Here is a 25,641-nt window from a genome sequence, read left to right as displayed (position 1 = left end):
AAACTAAAAAATTTAGAAAAACTCGCGTGATTCCTTACTTAACGCTATAATTCGCATTAGTAACGTGGAAAGGGAAGTAATATGAGCGTAACTCGACGTAGCGTGTACAATAGGCACAATCGTATAATAGTTAGCTTGGTTGTTTCCGTTGCTATGCTGCTTAGTGGCATTGTTGGTTCGTTATTAACTGCTGATACTGCTAGCGCTGTCAATATGAACGATTACAGGCGTAAAGTGCAGAGGAACGAGAATCTAAAGCGTCAGCTTGCTGGTGTTAATAATCAGCTGGCAAAGAAGATTCTTGAGCTTAATGATTTGAATGAGCGTCAAATTCCAGGACAGGTTCGTGCGGCTCAGCAGGCTGAAGATCAGGCTGCTCAAGCGCGTAGTCTTGCAGAATCTACTCAGCAAAGATTAGAGTCTGCTCAAAAAGATAAGCGCGATTTGGAAGAAAAAATTAAGAAAACTGGCGTGGATTTTGACGATGCAAAAGCTGCTGTAGCTCAGCTTGCTCGTAAGAGTTTCCACGGTTCTCAAGCCTCTGATGTTATGAATATCGTTACGAAGTCAACAACTACTGAGCAGTTTGTTGGCAAACTTCAGTCTGAAGCTGCAGTTGCTCGTAGCGAGGCAAATGCTGCAAACGATGCTGCAGTTAAATTAAATACTTCTATGAATCGTCGTCAGCGTTTGGCTGCTATTGAAACGGAAATCGCAAAACTTAAGCAGCAGGCCGATACTCAGGCTCAAAGCGCGCAGATTGCTGCTAAAGCTGCTAATGATCGCAGGAAGTCGTTGCAAGATTTGCGAGATCAGGGTGAAAATATTCGTAAGCAGCTTGAAAGTCAAAAAAGTAGTTTAACTACTCAGTCTGCTCGTGAAGCTGCAGAAATTGTGGCAATGAAGTCTGCTATTGACGCTCAGGCTCGCGCTCTTGCAAACAAGTCATTTGCTCGAGCTGATCCTAATGCTGGAAATCGTCAGCAGGTTAGGGGAGCTGGAACTAATGCTTCTTTGCCTCCAATGCAGCTTTCCAATGGTGCTGCTAACGGCATGAATTACACTGTTCCTGGCAACTGCCCTGAAGGAGCTAAGTTCTGCTACGGTCATAATACTGGCAATTCTGTTGGCGGTTCTGCTTATCCTGCTCGTCAGTGCACATTGTGGGCTTATTTGCGTAGGTCTCAGCTTGGTTTGCCAGTTGGATCGTATATGGGTAATGGTGCCGAGTGGGCGAATACTGGTCGTCGATTAGGGTATTTAGTTAATCGTACGCCACACGTTGGTGCTGTTATGGTGTTTGCTCGCGGCCAGCGCGTTGGTAACTGGACTGCAGACTGGCAGTATGGTCATGTTGCTGTTGTTGAGCGTGTTAATGCGGATGGTTCAGTGCTTATTTCTGAAGGCGGCACTGGCTTCTCAACATTCCCAGCGTACGAAACTATTTATAATCCAGGCGACTACGAGTATGTGCATTATTAAAGTTCATAAAACGCGTACAAGTAGTTTGTGCGTGTCTTAAAAATAAGCTTGAAGACTCAAGTGCGCTTGCCATAAGATAGAAGTCTTATGGCAAGTTTTGTTTGTGGTCTTAGTATTGGAGGGGAGTTATGGCAAATAAACCTGCTCAAGATGGTACGGTTACTGTAGCTCAAAATCGTAAGGCTCATCATGACTACGCTATTGAAGATTGCTACGAAGCTGGTCTTGCTCTTACCGGAACGGAAGTTAAGTCCTTGCGCGAAGGTCGAGCTTCTTTAGCGGAATCTTTTGTAAATATTGATCGTCGCGGTGAAATGTGGCTTGAGGGGGCTAATATTCCTGAGTATTTGAACGGTACTTGGAATAATCATGCGCCAAAGCGTAAACGCAAGCTGCTTCTTCATGCGGCTCAAATAGCTAAACTTTCTAGGCAGAGTGAAGCAAAAGGATATACTGTAGTTCCGTTGCGTCTGTATTTTAAGGGAAGCTATGTGAAAGTTGAGATTGCTTTGGCGCGCGGTAAGAAGGAATTTGATAAGCGCCAGGCTTTGCGCGAGGAGCAAGATAAGCGCGAGGCTTTGCGTGCTATGCGTTACCGTAATTTGCGCGCTCGTGAGTAGTTTATGTCGTTTTTACGGCAGATTCCGGCCTAAACAGCGCAGCGGTGAGTAGTTTATGTTGTTTACGCGCGGAATTCCGGCCTAAACAGCTCAAGGGTGAGTAGTTTTGGTCGCAAGTAATTTGCTCGCTCAATGATTATCTCAACGCGACACGCCACATATTATACATTATTGCGAATAATATGCGTCATATCTTTATAGAAAGTCAACTATTTCGCCAATAAGCAGTATGTTTATTTTCGTATATACACTATTTTGCATAAATAGTTGTGAAGATAGTAGGGTTATCGTGTATAGTTATACGCATCACTGAAAATTATTAGATTTACGGAGAAGAAAAATGTTCAAATCAATTAAGCCTATTGCTGCTGTTGCTTCTTTAGTTTTGATTGGCACTATTGCTGCCTGCGGTCCTGCTGATTCCAAGCAGAGTGCAGATCCAGATGTTGCCAGAAGTTACGACGTAAGCAATGTTCAAAAAGACGATGAGATTGCAAAGTTGGTTCCAGAAAGCGTTGCAAAAACTGGTGAACTAACTGTTGGCGTAAACGTTAGCTATGCTCCTGCCGAATTCTTCGCTGCTGACGGCAAAACACCAGTCGGTTACGAAATTGATTTTTCTAAGGCTTTGGCAAAGGTTATGGGCTTAAAAGCCAAGATTATGCACGCGCAATTCGACTCCATTATTCCTGCAATTGGCAGCAAGTATAACGTTGGTATTTCCGGTTTCACTGTTAATGCTGAACGTATGAAGTCCGTTGACTTTGTTACTTACGCAAACGCTGGCTTGTCTTTCGAAGTGCGTAAGGGAAATCCTACTAAGGTTGACACAAAGAATCTTTGCGGCAAAAAAGTAACTTTGGAAACAGGCACAGTTGGCGAGCCTATTATGGAAGAAGCAAAGAAACAGTGCGCTGCTAAGGGAGATAAGCCTCTTGAAATCATGAGCTTCAAAGAGCAGACTGACGCAACTACCGCTCTTCTTTCTGGTCGTGCAGACGTTATGTATGCAGATACTCCAGTAGCTGGTTACGCTGCTATTAAGAACGCTGGAAAGCTTGAAATTCTTGAAAACAGCAAGGATGCAGAGCCAATGGGTGCTGCTGTTAAGAAGGGCGATGCTGCAATGCTTAAGGCTGTTAAAGCTGGCATTGATAAGCTTATGAAGTCTGGAATTTACAAGGATATTTTGAAGAAGTGGGGCGTTGAAAACGTTGCTATTAAGGAAGCTGTAGTTAATCCTAAGCTTTAATAAGCTTTGATAAGCTTTAATAAGCTTTAGTAGCATCTTAATCTCACTTATTTCTATGCAAATTTACCGTTTATAACATTAAATGGTAAATTTGCATTACTTTATATAATTTATAAATATTCATATAAACGAAAACTATGGAGAATATGTTGAACTCTTTAACCGCGAACTCTTCTGACGCTAATTTTTCTGACTCAAGCTCTAGCACAGTTCAAGCTGAACGTATTTTGCCTGTTAAAAAGCCTGGGCATATTATTGCCGGCATAATCGTAGCAGTAATTGCATGCTCGCTACTATACGGAATTGTTACAAATCCTCGCTTCGAGTGGGATGTTGTAGGCATATATTTGATTAGCAATAACGTTTTTTATGGCATTGGTTGGACTCTTCTTTTGACTTTGCTTGCTATGGTTATTGCGATTGTGTTGGCCGTTGGTTTGGCTATGATGCGTAAGAGTGTTAATCCGGTTTTGCGCGGGTGTAGTTGGTTCTTTATTTGGTTTTTCCGTGGTGCGCCTGTTTATACGCAGCTTGTTTTTTGGGGCATGTTTGCGGTTCTTGTTCCTAAGTTGAGTTTGGGTATTCCGTTTACTTCTGTGGAGTTTTTCTCTATTGATTCTAATGTTGTTATGACTTCTCTTACGTCTGCGGTTGTTGGTTTGTCTCTTAATGAGGCTGCGTATTTGTCTGAGATTGTTCGTGCTGGTTTGGAGGCTGTTGATGCTGGTCAGGTTGAGGCTTCTAAGGCTTTGGGTATGTCTCGTTCTTTGATGATGCGTCGTGTGATTCTTCCTCAGGCTATGCGTATTATTGTTCCGCCTTTGGGTAATGAGACTATTGGTATGCTTAAGACTACTTCTTTGGTTTTGGCTGTTCCTTTTACGCTTGAGCTTCAGTTTGCTACGAATGCTATTGCGAATCGTATTTATAAGCCGATTCCGCTTCTTCTTGTTGCTAGTATTTGGTATTTGGTTATTACTTCTGTGTTGATGGTGTTGCAGTCTATGTTAGAAAAGCATTTCGGTAAAGGCTTCGAAGCGCGAGATATTGTAAAACATGCGCAATTAGACACAGATGCGGATCAGCGCGGCGACAAATCTTTGCACGCTAAGCAGAAAAATGTTAAAGGGCGTAACGACGCGGCTATGTTGGGCTTTAATGCCTAGTGGTAGCATTGCTTCATATACGAAATTTTGGTGAATAACATGAGTAATACTTTAGAAAATTACAATGAGGGAGCGAATATGACTATTAAAAATAACGAAAACAATCTTCCCGCAGTAATATTAAGCAACGTACAGAAATCATTCGGTAGCCTTAGTGTATTAAAAAATATTAATATAACCGTTAATCCTGGCACGGTAACTGTTATTTTAGGACCTTCCGGATCTGGTAAATCAACCTTATTGCGCTTAATCAATCAGCTTGAAACTCTTAGTGCTGGAAGTATTAGCATTTATGGCGAGCGCATTGGTGTAAAAAAGGTAACGCATAAAGGCGAGGAATGTCTTCAAGCTCTTAGCGATAAAGAGATTTCTAAGCAGCGTTCGAAGCTTGGAATGGTTTTCCAGCGTTTTAACTTATTCCCTCATATGACGGCATTGGAAAATGTTATGGAGGCTCCTGTTCACGTGTTGGGAATGAGTAAGCAGGAAGCTCACGATTTAGCAATTGAAGAGCTTAAACGAGTCGGCATGGCTGAGCGAATGAATCATTATCCTGCTGAGCTTTCTGGCGGCCAGCAGCAGCGTGTGGCTATTGCGCGCGCTCTTGCTATGAAGCCGGAAATTATGTTATTTGATGAGCCGACTTCTGCTCTTGACCCTGAGCTTGTTGGTGAAGTTTTGAATGTTATGCGAAATCTTGCAAAAGATGGTATGACAATGATTGTTGTAACGCACGAAATTGGTTTTGCGCGTGAAGTTGCAGATCAAGTAGTATTTATGGATGATGGAATGGTTGTAGAGTGCGGAACTGCTGATATTATTGACAATCCGCAAACTAATCGTTTCAAAGATTTCTTGCATCACGTGCTTTAAAACTTTTACGAAGCTTTTACGAAGCTTCTAAAAGCCGCAGTAAAGTTGCAGTAAAGTTGCAGTAAAGCCGCAGTAAATCTTTTATAAAATTCAAAAGAATAGCACCGTATTGCTTTATGATTAGTGGTACAGTTGTGCATGTTCAAGTAGATATAGTTGTTAAGGGATTCTATGATTCAAGCGAATTGCGATGTTAAAAAACTTGATGTGCATCGTAAGAATAAGTGGACATTCTTAGGATCTTCTAGGTGGATGCGCTCTATTGCGGCTTTTGTTTCTGCGACTTTAATAGGATTTTCTGGAGCTTGTGGAACAACCGATGCTGTTGGCCGTGACCCTCTTCTTGACCGCTGTTACAACATTAATAGCATTAAAAAAGATGAAAAAATCGCCTCTCTTCTTCCTAAAAAACTGTTGGAAAAAGGCGAGCTTGTTATGGGAACAAACATTGGTTATGCTCCTGCAGGATTTTATGCCAGAGATGGCCGAACTGTAATCGGTTACGAAATTGATCTTAATAAAGCTTTAGCAAAATTAATGGGCTTAAAACTTACTATTGTGAATGCTCCTTTTGATGCTATCTTGCCTTCTGTTGGCAGCAAATTCGATATAGGTGTTTCTGGTTTTACAGTAAGTAAGGAAAGAGAAAAAGCCGTCGATTTTGTAACGTACGCAAATGCTGGATTGCTGTTTGTTGTTCGTAAAGGAAACCCAACAAAGGTAAGTCTTAATAATTTGTGCGGCAGAAAAGTTTCTGTACAAGTAGGCACTACCAGCGAATCGCAAATGTATAGCGCTAGAGACTTTTGTAAAGCGAGTAAAAATAGTCCTTTAGATGTTCTTGCTTTTAAAGAGCAAACAGATGCCACGACTGCTGTTGTGGCGGGTAGAGCGGATATTATGTACGCAGACACTCCTGTTTCTAGTTTTGCTATTGAGCAAACAGATAATCAGCTTGAGGCTTTGGGAACAAGCAAAGACAAGGCGCTTATGGGCATTATTATGCAAAAAGGGGATAAGCAGCTTGCTCAGGCTGTTAAAGCTGGTATTGAAAAACTTATACAAACTGGAGATTATGAAAAAATCATGAAGTCTTGGGGTGTGGAAGATATTATGGTTAAGCATCCTGAATTAAATCCTAATGTGTGATTTTCTGGTATCTTCTGATTTTGATTGAGTTTAGAGTAGTATTGTGAATATGTTTTCTAAAAAGAACAACGACGAGCGTATTCTTCCAGTTAAAAAATCGGGTCCTATTATTGCTGGCGTAATTGTTGCTCTAGTGGCCTGCTCTTTACTGTATTCTATAGCGACTAATCGTCGATTTGAGTGGAATATAGTAGCGAAATATATTATTGACGAAAATGTTCTTACTGGTATTGGTTGGACTTTGTGGCTGACTTTGCTTGCTATGGTTATTGCGATTGTGTTGGCTGTTGGTTTGGCTATGATGCGTAAGAGTGTTAACCCGGTTTTGCGCGGGTGTAGTTGGTTCTTTATTTGGTTTTTCCGTGGTACGCCTGTTTATACGCAGCTTGTTTTTTGGGGTATGTTTGCGGTTCTTGTACCTAAGTTGAGTTTGGGTATTCCGTTTACTTCTGTGGAGTTTTTCTCTATTGATTCTAATGTTGTTATGACTTCTCTTACGGCTGCGGTTGTTGGTTTGTCTTTGAATGAGGCTGCGTATTTGTCTGAGATTGTTCGTGCTGGTTTGGAGGCTGTTGATGCTGGTCAGGTTGAGGCTTCTAAGGCTTTGGGTATGTCTCGTTCTTTGATGATGCGTCGTGTGATTCTTCCTCAGGCTATGCGTATTATTGTTCCGCCTTTGGGTAATGAGACTATTGGTATGCTTAAGACTACTTCTTTGGTTTTGGCTGTGCCTTTTACTCTTGAGCTTCAGTTTGCTACGAATGCTATTGCGAATCGTATTTATAAGCCGATTCCGCTTCTTCTTGTTGCTAGTATTTGGTATTTGGTTATTACTTCTGTGTTGATGGTGTTGCAGTCTATGTTAGAAAAGCATTTCGGTAAAGGCTTCGAAGCCCGAGATTTGACGCGAGGAAAGTACTGCACAAGCCTTGAGGTTGACGTATAATAGAAGATTATGTGTGGAATTGTGGGATATGCGGGTTTTGGCAAGGTTTGCGCAAAACCTTTGGAAGTTTGTTTAGGTGGATTAGAGCGTTTAGAGTATCGCGGATATGACTCTTCAGGCGTGGCGCTGGTGGCACCAGGAATGAGCAAGGTTGCCGTGCGCAAAAAAGCAGGACGCCTAGCTGTGTTGCGAGATGATATTAGTGCGGATCCTATGCCGGAAGCAAGCGCTGCAATAGGTCATACTCGCTGGGCCACGAACGGTGCTCCTTGCGATGCAAACGCGCATCCTCACACAAGTGTTGATGGAAAAATCGCCCTTATTCATAACGGAATTATTGAAAACGCTGTTGTTCTAAAAGAACAACTTCACGAAGAAGGCTACGAATTTTCTTCCCAAACAGACACGGAAGTTGCGGCAAAACTGCTTGGTAAAATCGCGAACGAAATTGTAGAAGAAACCGGTAAAGCAGACTTATTTACAGCTCTTCGCCGCACTGCAAAAATGCTTAAGGGTGCTTTTACTCTTCTAGCAGTGGACGTTCGTCAGCCTGGTATTGTTGCAGCCGTTCGCCACGATTCTCCGCTTGTTGTGGGTCTTGGTGACGGAGAATATTTCTTAGGTTCTGATGTTGCGGCTTTTGTGGCTTATACGGATCGCGTTTTAGAAGTTGGCCAAGATCAAGCTGTTTGCATTGGAAATATGGATCAAAGCGGTAAAGCTGGTTTGCTTCTTACTGATTTTGACGGCAAAGTTGTTCAAAATCCTACGTGTTTTACAGTTGACTGGGATGCGTCTGCTGTAGAAAAAGGCGGCTGGGATTCCTTTATGGATAAGGAAATTCATGAGGATCCGCATGCTGTTGCAGACACTTTGCGTGGGCGTTTTGACGCTCAGGGAAATATTGTTCTTGATGAAGTGCATATTAGTCAAGATGTTTTGCGATCGATTGACAAAATTATTGTTGTTGCTTGCGGAACGGCAAGTTACGCAGGTTTGGTTGCAAAATATGCGATTGAGCACTGGGTGCGTGTGCCGGTTGAGGTGGAGCTTGCTCACGAGTTTCGCTACAGAGACCCTATTTTGACGCATCGAACATTGGTGGTTGCAATATCGCAGTCTGGCGAAACAATGGACACTCTTATGGCTTTGCGTCACGCGCGTGAGCAGGGAAGTCGTGTGCTTGCAATATGCAATACGCAAGGCTCTAGCATTCCGCGCGAATCTGACGCAGTGCTCTACACTCACGCAGGTCCAGAAATCGCTGTTGCTTCTACTAAAGCTTTTGTTGCACAAATCGTGGCAGCATACATGCTCGGCCTTTATTTGGCACAAGTAAAAGGCACAATGTATCGCGACGAAATTCAGCAAATTGTGGCGCAATTAAAAGCTATGCCAAGTAAAATTCAGAATGTTCTCGATACTCAATCTAAAGCGATTATGAAAGCGGCTGAGCATACGCTTGAAGCTAAATCTTTCCTATTCTTAGGTCGTCATGTAGGATACCCTGTTGCGCTAGAAGGAGCGCTTAAGCTTAAGGAAATCGCATATACTTTCACAGAAGGTTTTGCAGCCGGTGAGCTTAAACACGGTCCAATCGCGCTTGTTGACGAGGGCGAGCCTGTTGTAGTAATTGTGCCTTCTTCTCGCGGACGCGACATTTTGCACTCAAAAGTAATTTCTGGAATTGAGGAAGTTAAAGCGCGCGGAGCATTTACTATTGCGGTTGCTGAAGAAGGCGATCCGGATGCTGCAAGATACGCGGATATTGTTTTCTGGCGTCCTGAATGCCCGACTCTTTTAAGCCCGCTTGTTGACGTTGTTGCGTTGCAGTTATTCGCAATGGATATGGCAAAATTAAAGGGTTACGATGTTGATAAGCCTAGAAATCTTGCCAAATCCGTAACTGTAGAATAAAACTTATGGTAACAAAATAGTAGTAGGCGGCAACTCATGCTTACATTCGCAAAAATATTGCAATCGCGCAATAGTTTGAAGCAATTAGTGCTTTCAATATTGTGTGTTTTGTCTTTATTGCTATCTTCCGGATGCGGAAATGCGGATGCTAGAACACGAATCACTGTGTGGTCGTGGGAACCAAGCATGAAGCGTATTGCAAAAGAGTTTGAGCGTCTTAATCCGGATCTTCGTGTTGTTGTAAAAGACACTAGCGGCTACAGCAATCTAAACAGCGCTATTCAAGACGGTTACGGAATACCGGACGTTGCTCAGCTGGAATATTTCGCACTACCACAATACGCTGTAAGCGAGCAGCTGCTGGATATTACTGATCGAGTGCAGGGGACTAGAACTTTCTACACTCCAGGTACTTGGTCTTCTGTGCAACTAGGTGGGCGAATCTATGGCCTTCCAATGGATTCAGGCCCTATGGCTTGGTTTTATAACGATGACGTATTTAAGCAAGCTGGTGTTGACGCAACTAAAATACGCACTTGGGAAGATTACCGTCACGCTGCTAGAAAACTGAAGGATATTGGCGTTTATATTGCTGCAGATTCGGGAGATGCCAGCTTTTATAACGCTATGATTTGGCTTGCAGGTGGACGTCCTTTTATTACTTCGCACGATGGAAAAACAGTTACTGTGCGTCTGGGCTACGACAATGGCACGCAAAAGTTTACTAAGTTTTGGCAGTCTATGATTGACGAAGGCTTAATTGACACACGAACTACAACCTGGACGCAACGCTGGAAAAATGGTATTGGAGCCGGCAAAATTGCTTCTGTTTTTGCCGGAGCTTGGATGCCTTCTATGCTTCTGGAGAATGTGCCAGGTACAGCGGGATTGTGGAAGGTTGCGCATGTGCCAACGCTTCACGGCGAAAAACGCAATGCAGAAATGGGCGGATCTGCGCTATCTGTGCTGAAATTAAGTAGAAAGCCGGAAGCTGCTATGCGTTTTGTGAATTTTGTTTGTCACGAAACGCAAGGTATTAGAATGCGCGTTAACGGTGGAGCGTTTCCTGCGGATGTTGTAACTCTTGCTGACCCGAATTTTCTAAATCGAACAACAATACGTGATTCTCGCGGAATTGACATACCTTATTTTGGTGGTCAGAAATTTAACCGAGTATTTGCTGATGCTGCAAATCAAGTCGATACCAGATACCAGTATTTGCCGTTTGAAGTGTATTCCAGAAATGATTTTCGTACAACTGTTGGGCAGGCTTATGACTGGAGTAGAAAGTCGCGTGCTCGTTTGAATGTGCAGTCTATGATTGACGCTGGAATTACTCAAGATGATGGCAGTCAGCTGTGGCTTCCAGACGATCCAGGTCCTCGTATTTCTATAAAAGATGGTTTAGATTTGTGGCAAAAAGACTTAAAAGAATACGGGTATAATCAAGGTTTTGTTGTTAGATAGTTAAAACTAGCGCAAGTTTTAAAACTAGCGTAAGTTTCTTCTATAAATTTCTGCCATGCCTTTGAAAATCAAATTAGGATCGTAATAGTCGATTGATTTAACATCCTTATCAAACAAACTACCCAATCCGCCTGTGGCAATCACCTTAAATGGCTCATCTATTTCGCTCTTAAACTGTTCAATAGTGCGCTCAATACCACCTAAGAAACTGTAGTATAAGCCGGCTTGCATGGCAGTAAGAGTCGATTTTGCAAGAATGGACTTTGGTCTAGAAATCTCAACTTCTGGAAGCTGAGCTGTATTATCCCACAAAGCTGTGGCTGCAGTTCTAATACCAGTACAAATAAGACCGCACGTAATAGCGCCACTTTTATCAACATAGTTGTATGTTGTAGCAGTTCCGAAGTCAATAACAAGAACGGGTCCACCGTACTCGTTGAACGCACCAACGCAATCAGCCAAGCAATCTGCACCAAGCGATTTAGGCTCGTCAATGCGAATATTCATGCCAGTTTTAACACCAGGGCCAACAATCATTGGGTCAATATTAAAGAATTTTATTATGCTAGAACGAAATGAGTGCATAACTTTTGGAACAACAGAAGCAATTATTACATCGTCAACATCGCTTGCTTTGAAGCCACTTAAATGCAGGAATTGCATAAGTATAATGCCGTATTCGTCACAAGTACGGTTGGATTTTGTAGTCATGCGATACGTGTCGACGATTTTGTTATTTTTTAAAAATCCAAGCACTATGTTTGTGTTGCCAATGTCTACTGCTACTAACATTTATACGCGCTTCCTGATGTTGATATTTATGGTTGGTATTACTCGTTGATAATGCAAGTTTACGAATTGTAGATTTAAGATTTAACGTGCGCGAGATGGGACTTGAACCCACACGTCGTAAGACACAGGAACCTAAATCCTGCGCGTCTACCATTCCGCCACTCGCGCATAACTCATACAAATAATCGAGCGTGGAAAACACAAGTCGTAACACGAATCGTAAGTATTAACACGCTCGAATGAGTCGAGAGCCGCTTGACAGAATCGAACTGTCGACCTTCTCATTACGAGGGAGACGCTCTACCGACTGAGCTAAAGCGGCATGTTGCCCGAGACGCATTCGCGACTCGCGCACAAGAAAAGTATTTTATCGTATTTTTTTAGATTTGTCTAATTTGGCGCGCCGTGCAACAGATAACCCTCCAAATGTGGGGTGTTTGTCTCATGTTGGAGGGTTTAACGCGCCGTAGACCTCCAAATGTGGGAAATGCTCGCGCGGATTATCAGTGTTATTGTGTTCATTTTTGTGTTAAGCTTCGCGTGTTTCTGTCTGCTTTTGTGAGTATCTTGTGAAGTGGACTATAGTGACGATTGTTGTCACGTCAGTTGAAGAAATGAAAGGACCTAGAAATGGCCATCAATCCGCCAGTTGACGCCGTAAAGACCCCAGAGTGGGCTGCATTGCAGAAGCATTACGACGAGTTGCAGTCAGAAGGCGTCTGCCTGAAGAAGTGGTTTGCAGAGGATGCAAATCGTGTGGATAAGTTGAGCTTCGAAGCTGGAGATCTCCACTTCGATCTTTCTAAGAATTTAATCAAGCCTGAAACTCTTAAGCTTTTTGCCGACCTTGCGAAGGCTGTAAAGCTTGACGAGCGCACTAAGGCAATGTACACCGGCGTGCACATTAACAATACTGAAGATCGTGCAGTTTTGCACACTGCTTTGCGTCGTCCTGCAGAGGATGCTGGCAAGTTCATTGTTGACGGCCAGGATACCGTTGCAGATGTTCGTGAAGTTTTGGGTCGCATCTACGATTTCGCTAACGAAGTTCGCTCCGGCGCTTGGAAGGGCGTTACCGGCAAGAACATCAAGACCGTTGTGAACATTGGTATCGGCGGTTCTGATTTGGGTCCGGTCATGGTTTACGAAGCTTTGAAGCCATATGCCGACGCTGGTATTAGCGCTCGCTACGTTTCTAACATTGATCCAAACGACATGGCCGAAAAGACCAAGGATTTGGATCCAGAAACCACGCTTTTCATCATCGTTTCCAAGACTTTCACCACTTTGGAAACTTTGACCAACGCTCGTACCGCTCGTACCTGGTTGCTTAATAAGCTTCAGGAGTGCGGCGCTATTGACGGAAGCGACGCAAAGAAGGCTGAAGCTGTTGCTAAGCACTTCGTTGCTGTTTCCACAAACCTCGAAAAGGTTGAAGAGTTCGGCATCAACCCAACCAACGCCTTTGGCTTCTGGAACTGGGTTGGCGGCCGCTACTCTGTGGATTCCGCTGTTGGCACTTCCTTGGCTGTTGTTCTTGGCCCAGAGCGCTTCGAAGAGTTCTTGAAGGGCTTCCATGCAATCGATACTTACTTTGCTGAAACCCCATTCGAGAAGAATGTTGTGGTTCTTCTTGGTATGCTCAACGTTTGGTACCGCAACTTCTACAAGGTTGCTTCCCACGCTGTACTTCCATACGATCAGTACTTGCACCGCTTCCCAGCTTATTTGCAGCAGCTCACCATGGAATCCAACGGTAAGTCGGTTCGTTGGGACGGCACTCCTGTAACAAGCGAAACCGGCGAAATCTTCTGGGGTGAGCCAGGCACTAACGGCCAGCATGCTTTCTACCAGTTGATTCACCAGGGCACTCAGCTTATTCCAGCTGACTTCATTGCTTTTGTAAACACGCCAAATCCTACTAAGGATGGCGATCAGGATGTGCACGAGCTCTTCTTGGGCAACTATCTTGCACAGACTAAGGCTCTTGCTTTCGGAAAGACTGCAGACGAAGTTCGCGCTGAAGGTACTCCAGAGGAGATTGTTCCAGCTCGCGTATTTAGCGGCAACCGTCCAACCACTTCCATCTTTGGCGATTCTTTGACCCCATTTAGCTTGGGTGAGCTTATTGCTCTCTACGAGCACATCACCTTCGTTGAAGGCACTGTGTGGGGCTTGGATTCTTACGACCAGTGGGGTGTGGAGCTTGGCAAGCAGCTTGCAAAGCAGATTACTCCTGCAATCTCTAAGGACGATAGCGCTTTGGCAGCTCAGGATGCTTCTACGCAGAGCTTGATTCGCTTCTACCGCGCGCATCGCAAGTAGATCGCAAGCAAATAGCAAGTAGATCGAACAAGGTTTATCTATTTGCCTAGAATTTTAAAACCTCTTGGTGAGTGTTAGTCATTCATCAAGAGGTTTTTGTTTAGATAAAGAAATTTCGTCATATCTAGACGTAGATTAATGGCTCTTTGCGTGGGTGAGTAGTTTATGTCGGTTTTTAGCCGGATTCCGACCAAAACGGCGCACGCGTGAGTAGTTTAGGTCGCTTTTTAGCCGGATTTCGACTAAAACAGCGCGCGGGTGAGTAGTTTAGGTCGTTTTTGCGGCAGATTCCGACCAAAACAGCGCGCGCGCGTGAGTAGTTTTAGTCGCCTATGCGCGCAGATTCAACTACAGATTCAAGAAAAGCTGGTGGATTCGCGTATCGTCGTCAAGTTCCGGATGGAAGGACGTGCCGATTTGATTTCCTTGGCGCGCTGCCACCACGTGACCGTCAACAGTTGCAAGAACTTCAGCATTAGAGCCGACTTCTGCAATATAAGGCGCGCGAATAAACGTCATTGGGACTGCACCAAGATCGCCAAAATTAGCATCGCAGTGGAAGCTTCCCAGCTGGCGGCCGTAAGCGTTGCGCTTAACAGTCACGTCCAATGTGCCGAATCCGTTGACTTCATTTCCTTCTACGTTTTTCGCCAGCAAAATCAAGCCTGCGCAAGTGCCAAGAACAGGCATTCCACCTGCAATGCGTTCACGCAAAGGTTCGAGCATATTCTGCTCTCGAAGAAGCTTAGCTTGCACGGTGCTTTCGCCGCCTGGAAGTACTAAGCGGTCAAAAGATTGCTCCAAATCGCGCGCTTGACGAAGCTCAATAACGCGCGCGCCTAATTTTTCAAGCATTAAGCGATGCTCAAGAAAAGCTCCCTGAACTGCTAAAACAGCTACAGTCTTAGGAGTGGTTGCGTTTGAAGTTATAGTAGGGGAGTTTGCCAAAATCATTCGCCTCAATTACTTGACTTAATTACTTGATTTAGTCACTTAGCTTAGTCGCTTGACTATCACTCGCCGCGTTCGGCCATCAAGAGCTTGATTTCCTGCTCGTTAATGCCAACCATAGCTTCGCCCAAGTTTTCGGAGAGCTTAGCAATCATCTTAGCGTCTTTGTAATTAGTCACAGCCTTTACGATTGCAGCAGCGCGCTTTGCTGGGTCGCCCGACTTAAAGATGCCGGAGCCAACGAACACGCCTTCAGCGCCGAGCTGCATCATCAAAGCAGCGTCGGCTGGGGTTGCAACGCCACCTGCAGCGAAGTTTACTACAGGAAGCTTTCCGTTTTGTGCAACATATTTTACGAGTTCAAATGGTACGCGCAAATTCTTAGCTTCCTCAAAAAGCTCGTCCTCGCGCATGCTGGTTAGTTTACGAATAGCGGAATTCATCATGCGCATGTGACGCACAGCTTGAATCACGTCTCCAGTTCCAGGCTCACCCTTAGTGCGAATCATGGAAGCACCTTCGTTGATTCGGCGCAAAGCTTCGCCTAAATCTTTAGCTCCGCAAACAAAAGGAACAGCAAAATCGCGCTTATTAATGTGGTACACGTCGTCAGCTGGGGAAAGTACTTCGCTTTCGTCAATGTAGTCAATCTCAATAGCTTCAAGTACCTGCGCTTCAACAAAGTGACCAATACGGCATTTTGCCATAACAGGAATAGACACAGCCTCTTGAATGCCGTGAATCATTGCTGGATCGCTCATTCGAGAAACGCCGCCGGCTGCGCGAATATCAGCAGGAATACGCTCCAAGGCCATAACTGCGCAAGCGCCAGAATCTTGCGCAATTCGTGCCTGCTCTGGGGTGGTGACGTCCATAATTACGCCGCCTTTAAGCATTTGAGCCAGCTGGCGGTTCAATGCTGTACGGTCTTCGCCGCTTTGGTTTTGCGGATCCGAGGATTCGTTTACAGTTACTGTAGTATTCAAGTTCTCAGTCATCATTCCTCGCTTTGTATTAAATGTGTTTGCGCACGTTTGCAAGTTTATGTTCTGTTGGAATTTAATCACATTCGTAGGATATATGCCTAATAAATAGTACAACCTTGTGCGTTCTTAAAATCGTATTTATACAAATTTTTCATTAGTTTTTTGGATGATTGCACGGTGAGCCTGCTTTTAGCTTGCGCTACGATTAATACTGCCGGCGACTTAGGGTTGATTTTATTTAATTTTCAATCAAGCGTCGAGCATAAAACAATTAATAATAAATAACAACTAAATAACTTAGTACCATTTAGAAAGGTTTATGGTATGGGTAACGCAAAACCCGAGGAAGGCGTGCACGAAGAAAACGGCGCGACTGAAAAATTCTCTGGTGAATTTTACGCAACTAATTCTTACGACAATGCGTCTGCAGGTAGCGCGTCTGCAGATAATGCGTCTAAATCAAGTACAGACGACTCGCTTAATGCAGCTGCAAAATCAAACACTTCATCAAAAAATCGCAAGCTAAGCAAGCCTTGGCTATTTACAATAGTAATTGTTGCGATTGTTGTAATAAGCGCTATTTTTGCAACGGTAACTGACCCAAGCTTGTTCAAGTCGCAAAACGCTGTGTCTACAATGTCACACAAAACCGTCACAATCGGACTCAAACTTTCTCCTACGAACCTAGATATTAGAAACCAGTCCGGTTCTTCGCTAGATCAGCTTCTTATTGGTAACGTTTACGAGGGTTTGGTTGCGAGAAATGAAAAGAACCAAGTTTCGCCTTCTTTGGCAAAAAGATGGGAAGTAAGCAAAGACGGCTTACGCTACACTTTCTATTTGCGTAAGGATTCTGTGTTTTCTAACGGTCACAAGCTTACTGCAAAGGATGCTGCGTGGTCATTTAATGAGCTTGTTTCTAAGCAGTATCGCGGCTCGAATATGGTTGGAAAAGTTGAGTCTGCAAAAGCGAAGGACGATTACACATTTGAAATTACGCTTAAAGAGCCAAATGCGAAGCTTTTGTGGGCTTTGTGCTCTCGAGCAGGCTTAGTGTTTGATAAAACAGCTAAATACGACGCTAAAACGCAGGCGGTTGGCTCAGGACCTTACTTAATTGAAAAGTTCGTGCCTTCAGATCGCGTTGTGTTAAAGGCAAATCCGCGCTATAAGGGTATTCATCCTGCTAAAACCGAAAAAGTTGTTGTTCGCTACTTTGTGGATGACAACGCTGCTGTAGACGCGCTTTCTTCTGGAGCCGTTAAAGCTCTTGCTCCTATTTCCGGTCAGCTTGCTAAGCCGTTTAAGGATGATTCTAAGCGTTATGTTGTTCGAGCTGGAAACGGCACAGACAAGTTCGTGCTTGCTATGAACATGAATGGCGAGCATACGAAGGATGCTCGTGTGCGAAAAGCTATTCGTTACGCGATTGATCATAAGCAGATTATTGCGTCTCGAGGCGGCACAGATTTGGCGCTTGGTGGCCCAATCCCATCTCTTGACCCAGGTTATGAGGATCTAACTAAGCTTTACCCTCATAATATTGATCGCGCGAAGTCTCTTATGAAAGATGCAGGCTTCGATAAGTCGCATCCTCTGAAACTTTCGCTTACTTACCCGAATATTTACGGCACTCAACTTGGTGACCAATTGCGCTCGCAGCTTGAAGCTGTTGGTGTTGATTTGCGCGTGAATGTTGTTGAGTTTACAACTTGGCTTCAGGACGTGTACAAGAATAAGCAGTACGATTTGTCGATGGTTGACCACAACGAAAGCCACGATTTTGGCCAGTGGGCGGATCCTACTTACTACTACGGTTACGATAATAAGCAGGTTCAGGACTTGTATGCGAAGGCAATGCTTTGCGCGAATGAGAATGAGTCGTACGAGCTGCTTAAGAAAGCTGCACGAATTATTAGCAAGGATGCGCCTGCAGATTGGCTGTTTAACTATCGCGTTGTAACTGCAAAAGTAAAGAATCTTGAAGGAATGCCTTTTGACATGAATCAGGAGATTTTGCCGCTTTACAACCTTCGTTTAGTTAAATAATTAAAAGGCTGAAGCAAAAGTTAAACAAGTAATTAAAAATTGATGCAAAAAGGGGAGTTATTAATGTTTCGCATGATATGCCAACGTTTGCTGCTTTTTATTGTGGCTTTGTTTTGCATTTCTGCGGCTGTTTTTCTTGCGCTTCGTGTTCTTCCGGGAGACGTTGCGCAAGTTATGGCAGGTCTTAACTCCCCTCATGGAAAGGTGGAGCAGCTACGCGCCGAACTCGGCTTAAATAAGCCACTTTTTACTCAATATGCCGATTGGCTTCTGGGTGTTATGCGTGGAGATTTCGGCGTTTCTGTTCTAACGGGCAGGCCCGTGGTTTCAATGATTTTAGGCCGTGCTACTATAACGTTTCCGCTGATTTTTTGGGACTTGCTATTGCGCTCGCAATTGGTATTCCACTTGGCTGTTTTAAGGTAACTCATGAAGGGAAGCTATCTCAAGTGGTTTCTCGATTTACTGCTATTTCTGCAGGATCTGTGCCAGCTCTTTGGGGTGGAATGATTCTTATTTTGCTATTTGGCAAAGGTGTTGGCGTAGTGGGTCTTCTTCCTACTCAGGGTTTTCCAACTGACGGCTGGAGTGATTTTTCCGAAGCGTTTTTGTCTCTGCTTTTGCCGGCGATTACGGTTGGAATTATTGTTGGCTCTAGTTTTATGCGCTACACTGCAGCAATTCTTGAAAATATTGCTAATAGTGAAATTGCTGCTGAAGCAATGGCTTGCGGAATGACTCGTAAGCAGGTTGTTTGGCGAGTTGGTTTGCGTCTGGCTCTTGCTCAGTTAGTTTCTGTTATTGGCTTGACTTTCGCTCACATGGTTATGGGTGTGATGGTTATTGAAAACCTGTTTTCTTTACCTGGAATGGGTATGGGTTTGGTTCGAGATGTTGGTTTGCGCGATTTAATTGCCGTGCAGGGTGAACTTTTTATGCTTGCGGCTCTTTTTCTGCTAATTGGTTTTGCAGTTGATATTGCTCACAGGCTGCTAGACCCTAGGTTGTCAAGGTGATTTTGTGAAAAAGATGCAATTTACTATTCTAAAACGTATATGGCGTGCTTCTTTTGGTAAATTCGTATGCGTAACGCTTTTTCTTTGGCTTGCTATTGCTGCAATCTCACTGTTTTGGACTCCTTATTCTCTTCTAAAAACAAACGGCTACGAAGTGTGGCAGAAGCCGTCTTTGGCACACTTACTTGGTACTGATGGAACTGGCGCCGACATGCTTAGCTGGCTTATGGCAGGTTCTCGAGTGGAGCTTGTTATAGTTGTTTGCACAGTTATGATTTCTGCTTTAATTGGCACGGTTTTGCTTAGCATTATGATTTCGCAGTATAAAATTATTCGTGCAACAAGCGTTATGGCTGTTGATGCTCTTATTTCTGTTCCAACTGTTCTGATTGCTCTTATGCTTGCGGTTCCGTTTGGCGCAAACGTTTTGGTGATTGTGATTGCTTGTGGATTTGGATACGGTTTTAATCTGGCTCGTATTGTGCGTCCAAGCGCAAAGCTTGTTTTGCAATCAGATTACGTAAATTCAGCTATTTCTCAAGGCGCTTCAAGAAGATATGTGCTACTTCGTCATGTGCTCCCTAATATTACGCCTGTAGCGCTTGTGCAGCTTTCTCTTTCTGCAGGTACGGTGATTTTGGCAGAAAGTGGATTAACTTACTTGGGTGTAGGTGTGCCGTCGGGAGTTCCTAGCTGGGGGCGTGTTTTGGCAACTTCCGTAACGCTTATTCACGTCAATCCTTTGGCTGTTCTATGGCCGGGATTAATCGTAACAATAGTTGTTGTTGCTCTTAATCTGCTAGGTGACGTGTTGCGCAAAGTATTGGATCCTTGCGCAAAAAGTATGAATAAAGTAGGCGCAAAATGAGCTTAAATATTCAAAATCTTACGTTAAATCTTGGTAAAAAAACTATTCTTAACAACGTTTCGCTGCATGTTGAAGATGGTGAGCGTGTTGGCTTAGTTGGGGCTTCTGGCTCTGGAAAATCTATGCTTCTTCGCGCTGCAACCGGCTTGCTTCCGTCTGAAACTAAAATTTCTGGATCTTGCATGCTTGGGGGAGTTCAAACTGTTGGCGCTAGTGATGAGAATCTTGCTCGCCTTCGAGGAAAATACGTGGGCGTGGTATTTCAGCAGGCTAATCGCGCGCTTAATCCAATGCTAAGTGTTGAGGAACAGATTTCGCTTCCTTTGCGCATTCACTACCAACTTGATGCAGATGACGTTCATAATAGAGTTTGCGTAATGCTTGAAAAGGTTGGTTTGCCGCAGAATATTATTTCTAAACGCACTTTTGAACTTTCTGGCGGACAGCTGCAGCGAGTTGGTATTGCAACAGCTTTAATTACTTCTCCGCGGCTTATTTTGGCTGACGAACCTACTACTGCTCTCGATAGTGTAACTCAAAAAGAAGTTGTTAACATGTTGACTTCGCTTGTTGACAACATGGGCGCTTCTATGCTTTTTGTAACTCACGATTTTTCTGTGCTTTCAAAAGCTGCTAAACGTTGTTATGTTCTTGATTCTGGGCGATTGGTTGACAGTGCAGAAGTCCAAGATTTGCTTGAAAATCCGCGCGTTACTTCAACTAAGCAATTGGTTGATGCTGCTAAAAAGTTGACTTTAAGAGCGCAAAAAATAGATTCTCAAAATGTAAGTCGCGAAAGTGTAAGTCTGGAAAGTGTAAGTCTGGAAAGTGTAAGTCTGGAAAGTGTAAGTCTGGAAAGTGTAAGTCTGGAAAGTGTAAGTCTGGAAAGTGTAAGTCGCGAAAATTCTGCGCTTTTAACTGCAAAAAACATTCACGTTACTTTGGGTCGTGCCTCAGCTCGCGCAGAAGTTTTGAAGGGTGTTAATCTAGAGCTTTTCAAAGGAGAATCGCTTGCTATTATTGGCGGTTCTGGCTCTGGTAAAACAACTCTTATTCGCGCAATGTTAGGTCTTCAAAAAATTTCAGATGGAATTGTTACTTATGATTCACAAATAGTGAATTCTTCTGCAAATCACAAAAAAATTTCCTATTATAGTGCGCTTCGTAAAGAAACTTCTCTTGTTTTTCAGCATCCATTTGCGGCTTTAGATCCGCGCTGGACTGTTCTAAAAAGTGTTGCCGAACCGCTTAATATTTGGCGAAAATCTCTTCGATTAGACGATGCAACTATTTGCAACAGAGTTGAAGAAATGTTGCAAATAGTAGGATTAAATCCTAAAGATTTTTTGGCACGTTATCCTCATGAGCTTTCTGGAGGTCAGGCTCAGTGTGTTGCTATTGCGCGCGCACTGATTAATAATCCTCGAATTTTGGTTGCAGACGAGCCAATGAGTGCAATTGACGTTGCTGAAAGAACTCGTATTCTTGAAGCTTTTGCGGCAATTCGAAAAGAGCGCCCAACAATGTCGTGTGTTTTCGTAAGCCACGATTTAGGTATGATTCAGAATTTAGCAACACGCGTAATTGTTCTTAACGATGGAAAAATTGTGGAATCTGGAAGAGTAATCGATGTTCTAAATAGTCCGCAAAATGACTACACTCGTGCTCTCGTAAACGCGGCAATCATGTAAATAAATCTTTCAACTAATAAATCTTTCAACTAATTAGGCAACTACCGTCTACTATAGAAGTACTTAGTGCGTAAAGAGTACGTTGTTTATTGTGTAGTTAAGCGAAAGGAATACTTATGAATAAGCAGGATGCGTCTAGACCTAGACCAGAAAGTTTTGAACTAGATCATACTAAAGTAAAAGCACCTTATGTGCGCTATATCAATACGCAAAAAGGTCCTAATGGGGATGTTATTTCCAACTATGATATTCGTTTAACGCAGCCTAATGAGGAAGCAATTCCTACTGCAGCTTTGCACACAATTGAGCATATGATTGCAGTGTTACTTCGCGAGCGTATTGATGGCTATATTGATTGCTCGCCTTTTGGTTGCAGAACTGGTTTTCATCTGCTAACTTGGGGCGAACACAGCACAGAAGATGTGGCGCGCGCTTTAAAGGAATCTCTTGAGTTTATTGCGTTTAAGGCGACTTGGGATGATGTTCCTGCAACAACTATTGAATATTGCGGTAACTATAGAGACCACAGTTTATTTGGTGCTAGTCAATGGTGTAAAGATATTCTAGCGAAGGGAATTAGTTCGGATCCTTTTGAGCGCAAACTTGTGTAAGTAATAATTAGCTAATTTTGCGTAGTTTTATTTGCTTTCTTTTAGAGGTTGACATGGAAGATGTAACATTGAGAAAAGCAACTCTTGGTGACTTGCGAAATATTGAGCATATTTATGAAAATGCTCGCAAATTTATGCGTGTTACAGGCAATCCTCATCAGTGGGGGAATAGTTTTCCACTTGTTTCAAGTGTTATTGAGGATATTCGTTTAAAACGTTTCTATTTGATTGTTGACGAGGACCCAGAATCATGTAACGAGCGTATTCTAGCGCAATTCGCATTATGCGAAGGTGTTGATGAAGTGTATGCCAGTATTGACGGTGCGTGGCTTGATGATATTTCCCCCTATGTAACAATTCACCGCTTAGCATCTTCGGGAATAAAACCAAAAATGGCAACAGCGTGCTTGCATTGGGTGCAGCAAAACTATAATAATGTACGCATTGACACACATCCAGATAACGTAATTATGCAAAAAGTAATTACGCGTGCAGGGTTTAGTCGTTGTGGATTGGTCGTTATTCCAGATCGTGTACACAGTGCAGTACGTATTGCATATCAATGGATGCAAACACTTAATCATGTCATATGAAATGCGCGTGTGTTCTTAAAAGCTTATGGAGAGTATACAAAAGAGCATGTAGCATTAAAAGCATACTAAATCAGTTAGGTGAGTTATGAGTACAGATTTAAGTCATGCGGCAAGTAATAGTGCACGTAATGCGGCAATGTTAGAAGCAAACTATGCTGGCGCTTTAAGTACATACCCAGGTCAGGTAATCGTTGATTTGAAGGCGCTCCGAGATAATATGCGCACTTTGGTTGCGCGCGTTAGTCAAGATTTGCAGCCTGGCAAAAATGCGCCGGAAGTTATGGGGGTAGTAAAAGCAGACGGATACGGTCACGGGCTTATTCCTAGTGCGCTCGCAGCTTTAGCTGGAGGTGCTACTTGGCTTGGCACAGCTCAACCATACGAAGCGTTACGTTTGCGTGCAGCTGGTATTGATTCAAACCGCTGCCATATTCTCACTTGGCTTACAAGCGCTCCAACTACCAGATTTGCGGATTTAATTTCAGAAAATATTGATATTTCTGTTGGATCTATTGACTCTCTCGACGCTGTGGCTCGCTCTGCACGTGCTTTAGGAAAGCCTGCGCGCGTACACGTAAAAGTCGATACAGGTTTTGGGCGAAACGGTTTTACTCCAGAAGGTTTTAGTGCCGCTTTAGAAAAATTGCGTCAATACTCTAGCGAAGGTGTGATCGAGGTTATTGGCCAATGGAGTCATTTAGCTGTGGCAGATTCTCCAGACGTTCCAGAATTTGTAGACGCAACAGACCGACAAATCCAACAATTCCACGAGTTTACAAAACGCATGAAAGAAGCTGGTTTAGCGCCTAAAATCCGTCATTTAGCAAATACTGCTGCAACACTTAATCGTCCAGAAATTCGTTTTGAGCTTGTTCGCCCAGGAATCGGTTTGTACGGCTACGAGCCGGATCCTGCAATGGGAACTTCTCAAACTTACGGATTGCAGCCTGCTATGACTCTTCAAGCCCAGCTTGGCACTGTAAAAACTGTAGAAGAAGGACATGGAATTTCATACGGACGCACGTATTTAACTCCAAATAATACGAGTACTGCTATTGTGCCGCTTGGCTACGCTGACGGAATTTTGCGTTCTGCTTCTGGATTCGATATGCAAGGTGCGCGTCATGTTAATAAGCCAGGTGGTCCGGTTAGAGTAGAAACAAATAATGGTGCTCGAATTGTGAACGTTTCTGGGCGAGTTTGCATGGATCAGTTCATAGTTGATTTAAAAGGCAATGCTGCAGAGTTAGGTGTTCGAGAAGGCGATACTGTAACGCTTTTTGGACCTGGAAGAGGCTTGGAATTTGCTGAGCCTACTGCAGACGATTGGGCAAAAGCTGCAGGAACAATCAGCTACGAAATTATGACTGGAATTGGCGCTCGCGTGCCTCGTCTCTACCGCAATGCTTACGAAGTGCTATCTTCTAGCGATATTTCAAAACTGGACGCAAAAAGTCTTATATAACTTGTTACTGTTTGTTTTAAGACAGTTAATAAAAAATAGTCTTAATTGCAAATAAAAGAGGTGCTAGATGTGCAACGAAGTAATTGCATCAGATAACGAAGTCGTTGGCGAATACGATTTGCACGACACTGAGCGCTGGGCGAGTGAGCCTCATCACACTCGTGCTAGAACGCCTTTTGAAAGGGATCGCGCGCGAATCATACACTCGTCTGCGCTTCGTAGATTGGGTGCGAAAAGCCAGGTTTTAGTTGCAGGCTCGGATGATTTTGCTCGAACTCGCTTAACGCATACTCTAGAAGTTGCACAAATTGGTAGACAGATTGCAGCAATGCTCGGCTGTGATCCGGATGTTGTTGATTGCGCTTGCTTGTCTCACGACTTGGGTCACCCGCCTTTTGGCCACAACGGTGAGCGTGCGCTCGCAGAGTTGGCGAAAAATATTGGTGGTTTTGAAGGAAACGCGCAAACTCTTCGCTTACTTACACGCTTAGAACCGAAAGTTTTGCGGCAAAACGGCAGGAGTGCAGGAGTAAATCTTACGCGCGCAGCATTAGATGCTGCAGTGAAGTATCCGTGGGGATTAGAAGAAGCTAAGGCGCACGACAAAGGTGAGCGCGATCTTAAATTCTGCGTGTATCCGGATGATCGTGATGTGTTTGAATGGCTGAAAATTGGCGCTCCTAAAAACTCGCGTCCAATGGAATGCCAGATTATGGATCTTTCGGACGATATTGCTTACAGTGTGCACGATATTGAAGATGCGATTGTAACCGGCGCTTTTAATCCTGCTTTAGTTGCGGATTCAAAAGTCGTAGATAAAGTTGTTGAAGAAACTCATGCATGGTATGGAGATCGTTGGGATGTAGATAAACTTTTGGCGGCTTTGCAGCGTTTAAGGAAGCGCGCAATGTTCCCTGATTCTTTCGACGGTTCACGCCGAGCGTTAGCGCAGTTGAAAAATATTACTAGCGCTCTTATTGGACGTTTCGCAAGTTCTGTTGAGCACGCTACGCGTGAGCGTTATGGCAACGGTCCGCTTGTTCGTTACCGAGCAAACCTTGTAATTCCGGAAGATACTTCCTACGAGATTGTAATACTTAAAAGTTTGGCAGTGCACTTTATAATCGCTCCTCGCGAGCGTGAAGTTTATAAGCGCGAACAGAAGATTTTGACGGATTTAGTGGAAGTCTTTATGAGCAAGTCGCCGCGTTCACATGATGCTATGGAAGAAGTGTTCGTAGGGGATTGGAACGAGTGCACTAATGATGATGAGCGTCTTCGTGTGGCAATCGACCAGGTTGCAAGCTTAACAGACGGTTCCGCCGCAACTCTTCACGCGGCTTTGTGTTAGGTGCTTTTGCTAAGTGCTTTGTGCAGGGGGAGCTGTGAGTGTAGATTTGTTGTAAAGACTAAATTGTGCGA

20 protein-coding genes, 2 tRNA genes and 1 pseudogene are annotated in these 25,641 nt (G+C 43.8%); 18 read left to right on the top strand and 5 right to left on the bottom strand.

Annotated features, from left to right (window positions below; genetic code table 11):
- The first annotated feature begins 81 nt into the window (after positions 1-81).
- From HXT35_RS01875 to HXT35_RS01835, 9 genes are all read left to right on the top strand, one after another.
- The gene (locus HXT35_RS01875) at positions 82-1,482 is read left to right on the top strand and encodes a CHAP domain-containing protein (RefSeq protein WP_421788269.1); all 1,401 of its coding nucleotides are present in this window, start codon (positions 82-84) and stop codon (positions 1,480-1,482) included.
- A gap of 128 nt (positions 1,483-1,610) precedes the next feature.
- Positions 1,611-2,102: an SsrA-binding protein SmpB gene (gene smpB / locus HXT35_RS01870; RefSeq protein WP_004129482.1), complete on the top strand. Its 492-nt coding sequence runs from the start codon at positions 1,611-1,613 to the stop codon at positions 2,100-2,102.
- A gap of 340 nt (positions 2,103-2,442) precedes the next feature.
- The gene (locus HXT35_RS01865) at positions 2,443-3,354 is read left to right on the top strand and encodes an ABC transporter substrate-binding protein (protein ID WP_421788267.1); all 912 of its coding nucleotides are present in this window, start codon (positions 2,443-2,445) and stop codon (positions 3,352-3,354) included.
- 137 nt (positions 3,355-3,491) lie between these two features.
- Complete coding sequence (locus tag HXT35_RS01860) at positions 3,492-4,520, top strand: amino acid ABC transporter permease (RefSeq protein WP_421788265.1); 1,029 nt, start codon at positions 3,492-3,494, stop codon at positions 4,518-4,520.
- A 78-nt stretch (positions 4,521-4,598) separates the two neighbouring features.
- Positions 4,599-5,393: an amino acid ABC transporter ATP-binding protein gene (locus tag HXT35_RS01855; protein ID WP_421788263.1), complete on the top strand. Its 795-nt coding sequence runs from the start codon at positions 4,599-4,601 to the stop codon at positions 5,391-5,393.
- Positions 5,394-5,564: 171 nt separating this feature from the next.
- On the top strand, positions 5,565-6,542 hold the full coding sequence (locus HXT35_RS01850) for an ABC transporter substrate-binding protein (RefSeq protein WP_004129448.1): 978 nt from the start codon (positions 5,565-5,567) through the stop codon (positions 6,540-6,542).
- Between the two features lie 49 nt (positions 6,543-6,591).
- Positions 6,592-7,488: an amino acid ABC transporter permease gene (locus HXT35_RS01845; RefSeq protein ID WP_421788370.1), complete on the top strand. Its 897-nt coding sequence runs from the start codon at positions 6,592-6,594 to the stop codon at positions 7,486-7,488.
- 9 nt (positions 7,489-7,497) lie between these two features.
- Complete coding sequence (gene glmS, locus HXT35_RS01840; RefSeq protein ID WP_421788261.1) at positions 7,498-9,405, top strand: glutamine--fructose-6-phosphate transaminase (isomerizing); 1,908 nt, start codon at positions 7,498-7,500, stop codon at positions 9,403-9,405.
- Between the two features lie 36 nt (positions 9,406-9,441).
- Positions 9,442-10,872 carry an extracellular solute-binding protein gene (locus tag HXT35_RS01835; RefSeq protein WP_421788259.1) on the top strand — a complete coding sequence of 477 codons (1,431 nt, stop codon included), beginning with the start codon at positions 9,442-9,444 and terminating at the stop codon, positions 10,870-10,872.
- Between the two features lie 24 nt (positions 10,873-10,896).
- Here HXT35_RS01835 and HXT35_RS01830 read toward each other — a convergent pair whose 3' ends face one another.
- The 3 genes from HXT35_RS01830 to HXT35_RS01820 form a co-directional block, all read right to left on the bottom strand.
- A complete protein-coding gene (locus tag HXT35_RS01830) occupies positions 10,897-11,664 on the bottom strand; it encodes a type III pantothenate kinase (protein ID WP_421788257.1) in 768 nt (255 codons plus the stop codon).
- Between the two features lie 87 nt (positions 11,665-11,751).
- A tRNA-Leu gene (locus tag HXT35_RS01825) sits at positions 11,752-11,832 on the bottom strand.
- A gap of 81 nt (positions 11,833-11,913) precedes the next feature.
- A tRNA-Thr gene (locus HXT35_RS01820) sits at positions 11,914-11,986 on the bottom strand.
- A 308-nt stretch (positions 11,987-12,294) separates the two neighbouring features.
- Between HXT35_RS01820 and pgi the strand changes: the two genes are divergently transcribed.
- Entirely contained in the window at positions 12,295-13,989 is a 1,695-nt protein-coding gene (gene pgi, locus HXT35_RS01815; RefSeq protein ID WP_421788255.1) for a glucose-6-phosphate isomerase, read from the top strand.
- Positions 13,990-14,337: 348 nt separating this feature from the next.
- Here the strand turns inward: pgi and pdxT are convergent, their stop codons facing one another.
- Both pdxT and pdxS read right to left on the bottom strand, forming a co-directional pair.
- Positions 14,338-14,943, bottom strand: a complete 606-nt coding sequence (gene pdxT, locus HXT35_RS01810; RefSeq protein WP_004126771.1) for a pyridoxal 5'-phosphate synthase glutaminase subunit PdxT — start codon at positions 14,941-14,943, stop codon at positions 14,338-14,340.
- A gap of 59 nt (positions 14,944-15,002) precedes the next feature.
- The gene (pdxS, locus tag HXT35_RS01805) at positions 15,003-15,836 is read right to left on the bottom strand and encodes a pyridoxal 5'-phosphate synthase lyase subunit PdxS (RefSeq protein ID WP_050543253.1); all 834 of its coding nucleotides are present in this window, start codon (positions 15,834-15,836) and stop codon (positions 15,003-15,005) included.
- A 414-nt stretch (positions 15,837-16,250) separates the two neighbouring features.
- Here pdxS and HXT35_RS01800 point away from each other — a divergent pair, with 414 nt between their 5' ends.
- The 8 genes and pseudogenes from HXT35_RS01800 (at position 16,251) to HXT35_RS01765 (ending at position 25,570) form a co-directional block, all read left to right on the top strand.
- Positions 16,251-17,975 (top strand): ABC transporter substrate-binding protein, encoded by a 1,725-nt coding sequence (locus tag HXT35_RS01800; RefSeq protein WP_004126777.1) that lies wholly within the window; start codon positions 16,251-16,253, stop codon positions 17,973-17,975.
- Between the two features lie 63 nt (positions 17,976-18,038).
- Positions 18,039-18,991, top strand: a pseudogene (locus HXT35_RS01795) (ABC transporter permease).
- Between the two features lie 13 nt (positions 18,992-19,004).
- A complete protein-coding gene (locus HXT35_RS01790; protein ID WP_032843384.1) occupies positions 19,005-19,859 on the top strand; it encodes an ABC transporter permease in 855 nt (284 codons plus the stop codon).
- Positions 19,856-21,550, top strand: coding sequence for an ABC transporter ATP-binding protein (locus HXT35_RS01785; protein WP_004126780.1), 1,695 nt, complete (start codon positions 19,856-19,858; stop codon positions 21,548-21,550). Before HXT35_RS01790 ends, HXT35_RS01785 begins: the two co-directional genes overlap by 4 nt.
- A gap of 116 nt (positions 21,551-21,666) precedes the next feature.
- Positions 21,667-22,161, top strand: coding sequence for an S-ribosylhomocysteine lyase (locus HXT35_RS01780; protein WP_004126783.1), 495 nt, complete (start codon positions 21,667-21,669; stop codon positions 22,159-22,161).
- Between the two features lie 53 nt (positions 22,162-22,214).
- Positions 22,215-22,754: a histone acetyltransferase gene (locus HXT35_RS01775; protein WP_004137551.1), complete on the top strand. Its 540-nt coding sequence runs from the start codon at positions 22,215-22,217 to the stop codon at positions 22,752-22,754.
- An 85-nt stretch (positions 22,755-22,839) separates the two neighbouring features.
- Positions 22,840-24,219: an alanine racemase gene (gene alr, locus HXT35_RS01770; protein WP_004574503.1), complete on the top strand. Its 1,380-nt coding sequence runs from the start codon at positions 22,840-22,842 to the stop codon at positions 24,217-24,219.
- Positions 24,220-24,286: 67 nt separating this feature from the next.
- Positions 24,287-25,570 (top strand): deoxyguanosinetriphosphate triphosphohydrolase, encoded by a 1,284-nt coding sequence (locus tag HXT35_RS01765; RefSeq protein WP_004574504.1) that lies wholly within the window; start codon positions 24,287-24,289, stop codon positions 25,568-25,570.
- Positions 25,571-25,641: the final 71 nt, after the last annotated feature.

The organism is Gardnerella sp. DNF01141 (assembly GCF_049244255.1).
In the GTDB taxonomy this organism is placed as follows: domain Bacteria; phylum Actinomycetota; class Actinomycetes; order Actinomycetales; family Bifidobacteriaceae; genus Bifidobacterium; species Bifidobacterium vaginale_E.
This window is presented reverse-complemented; position numbering and strand designations above follow the sequence as displayed.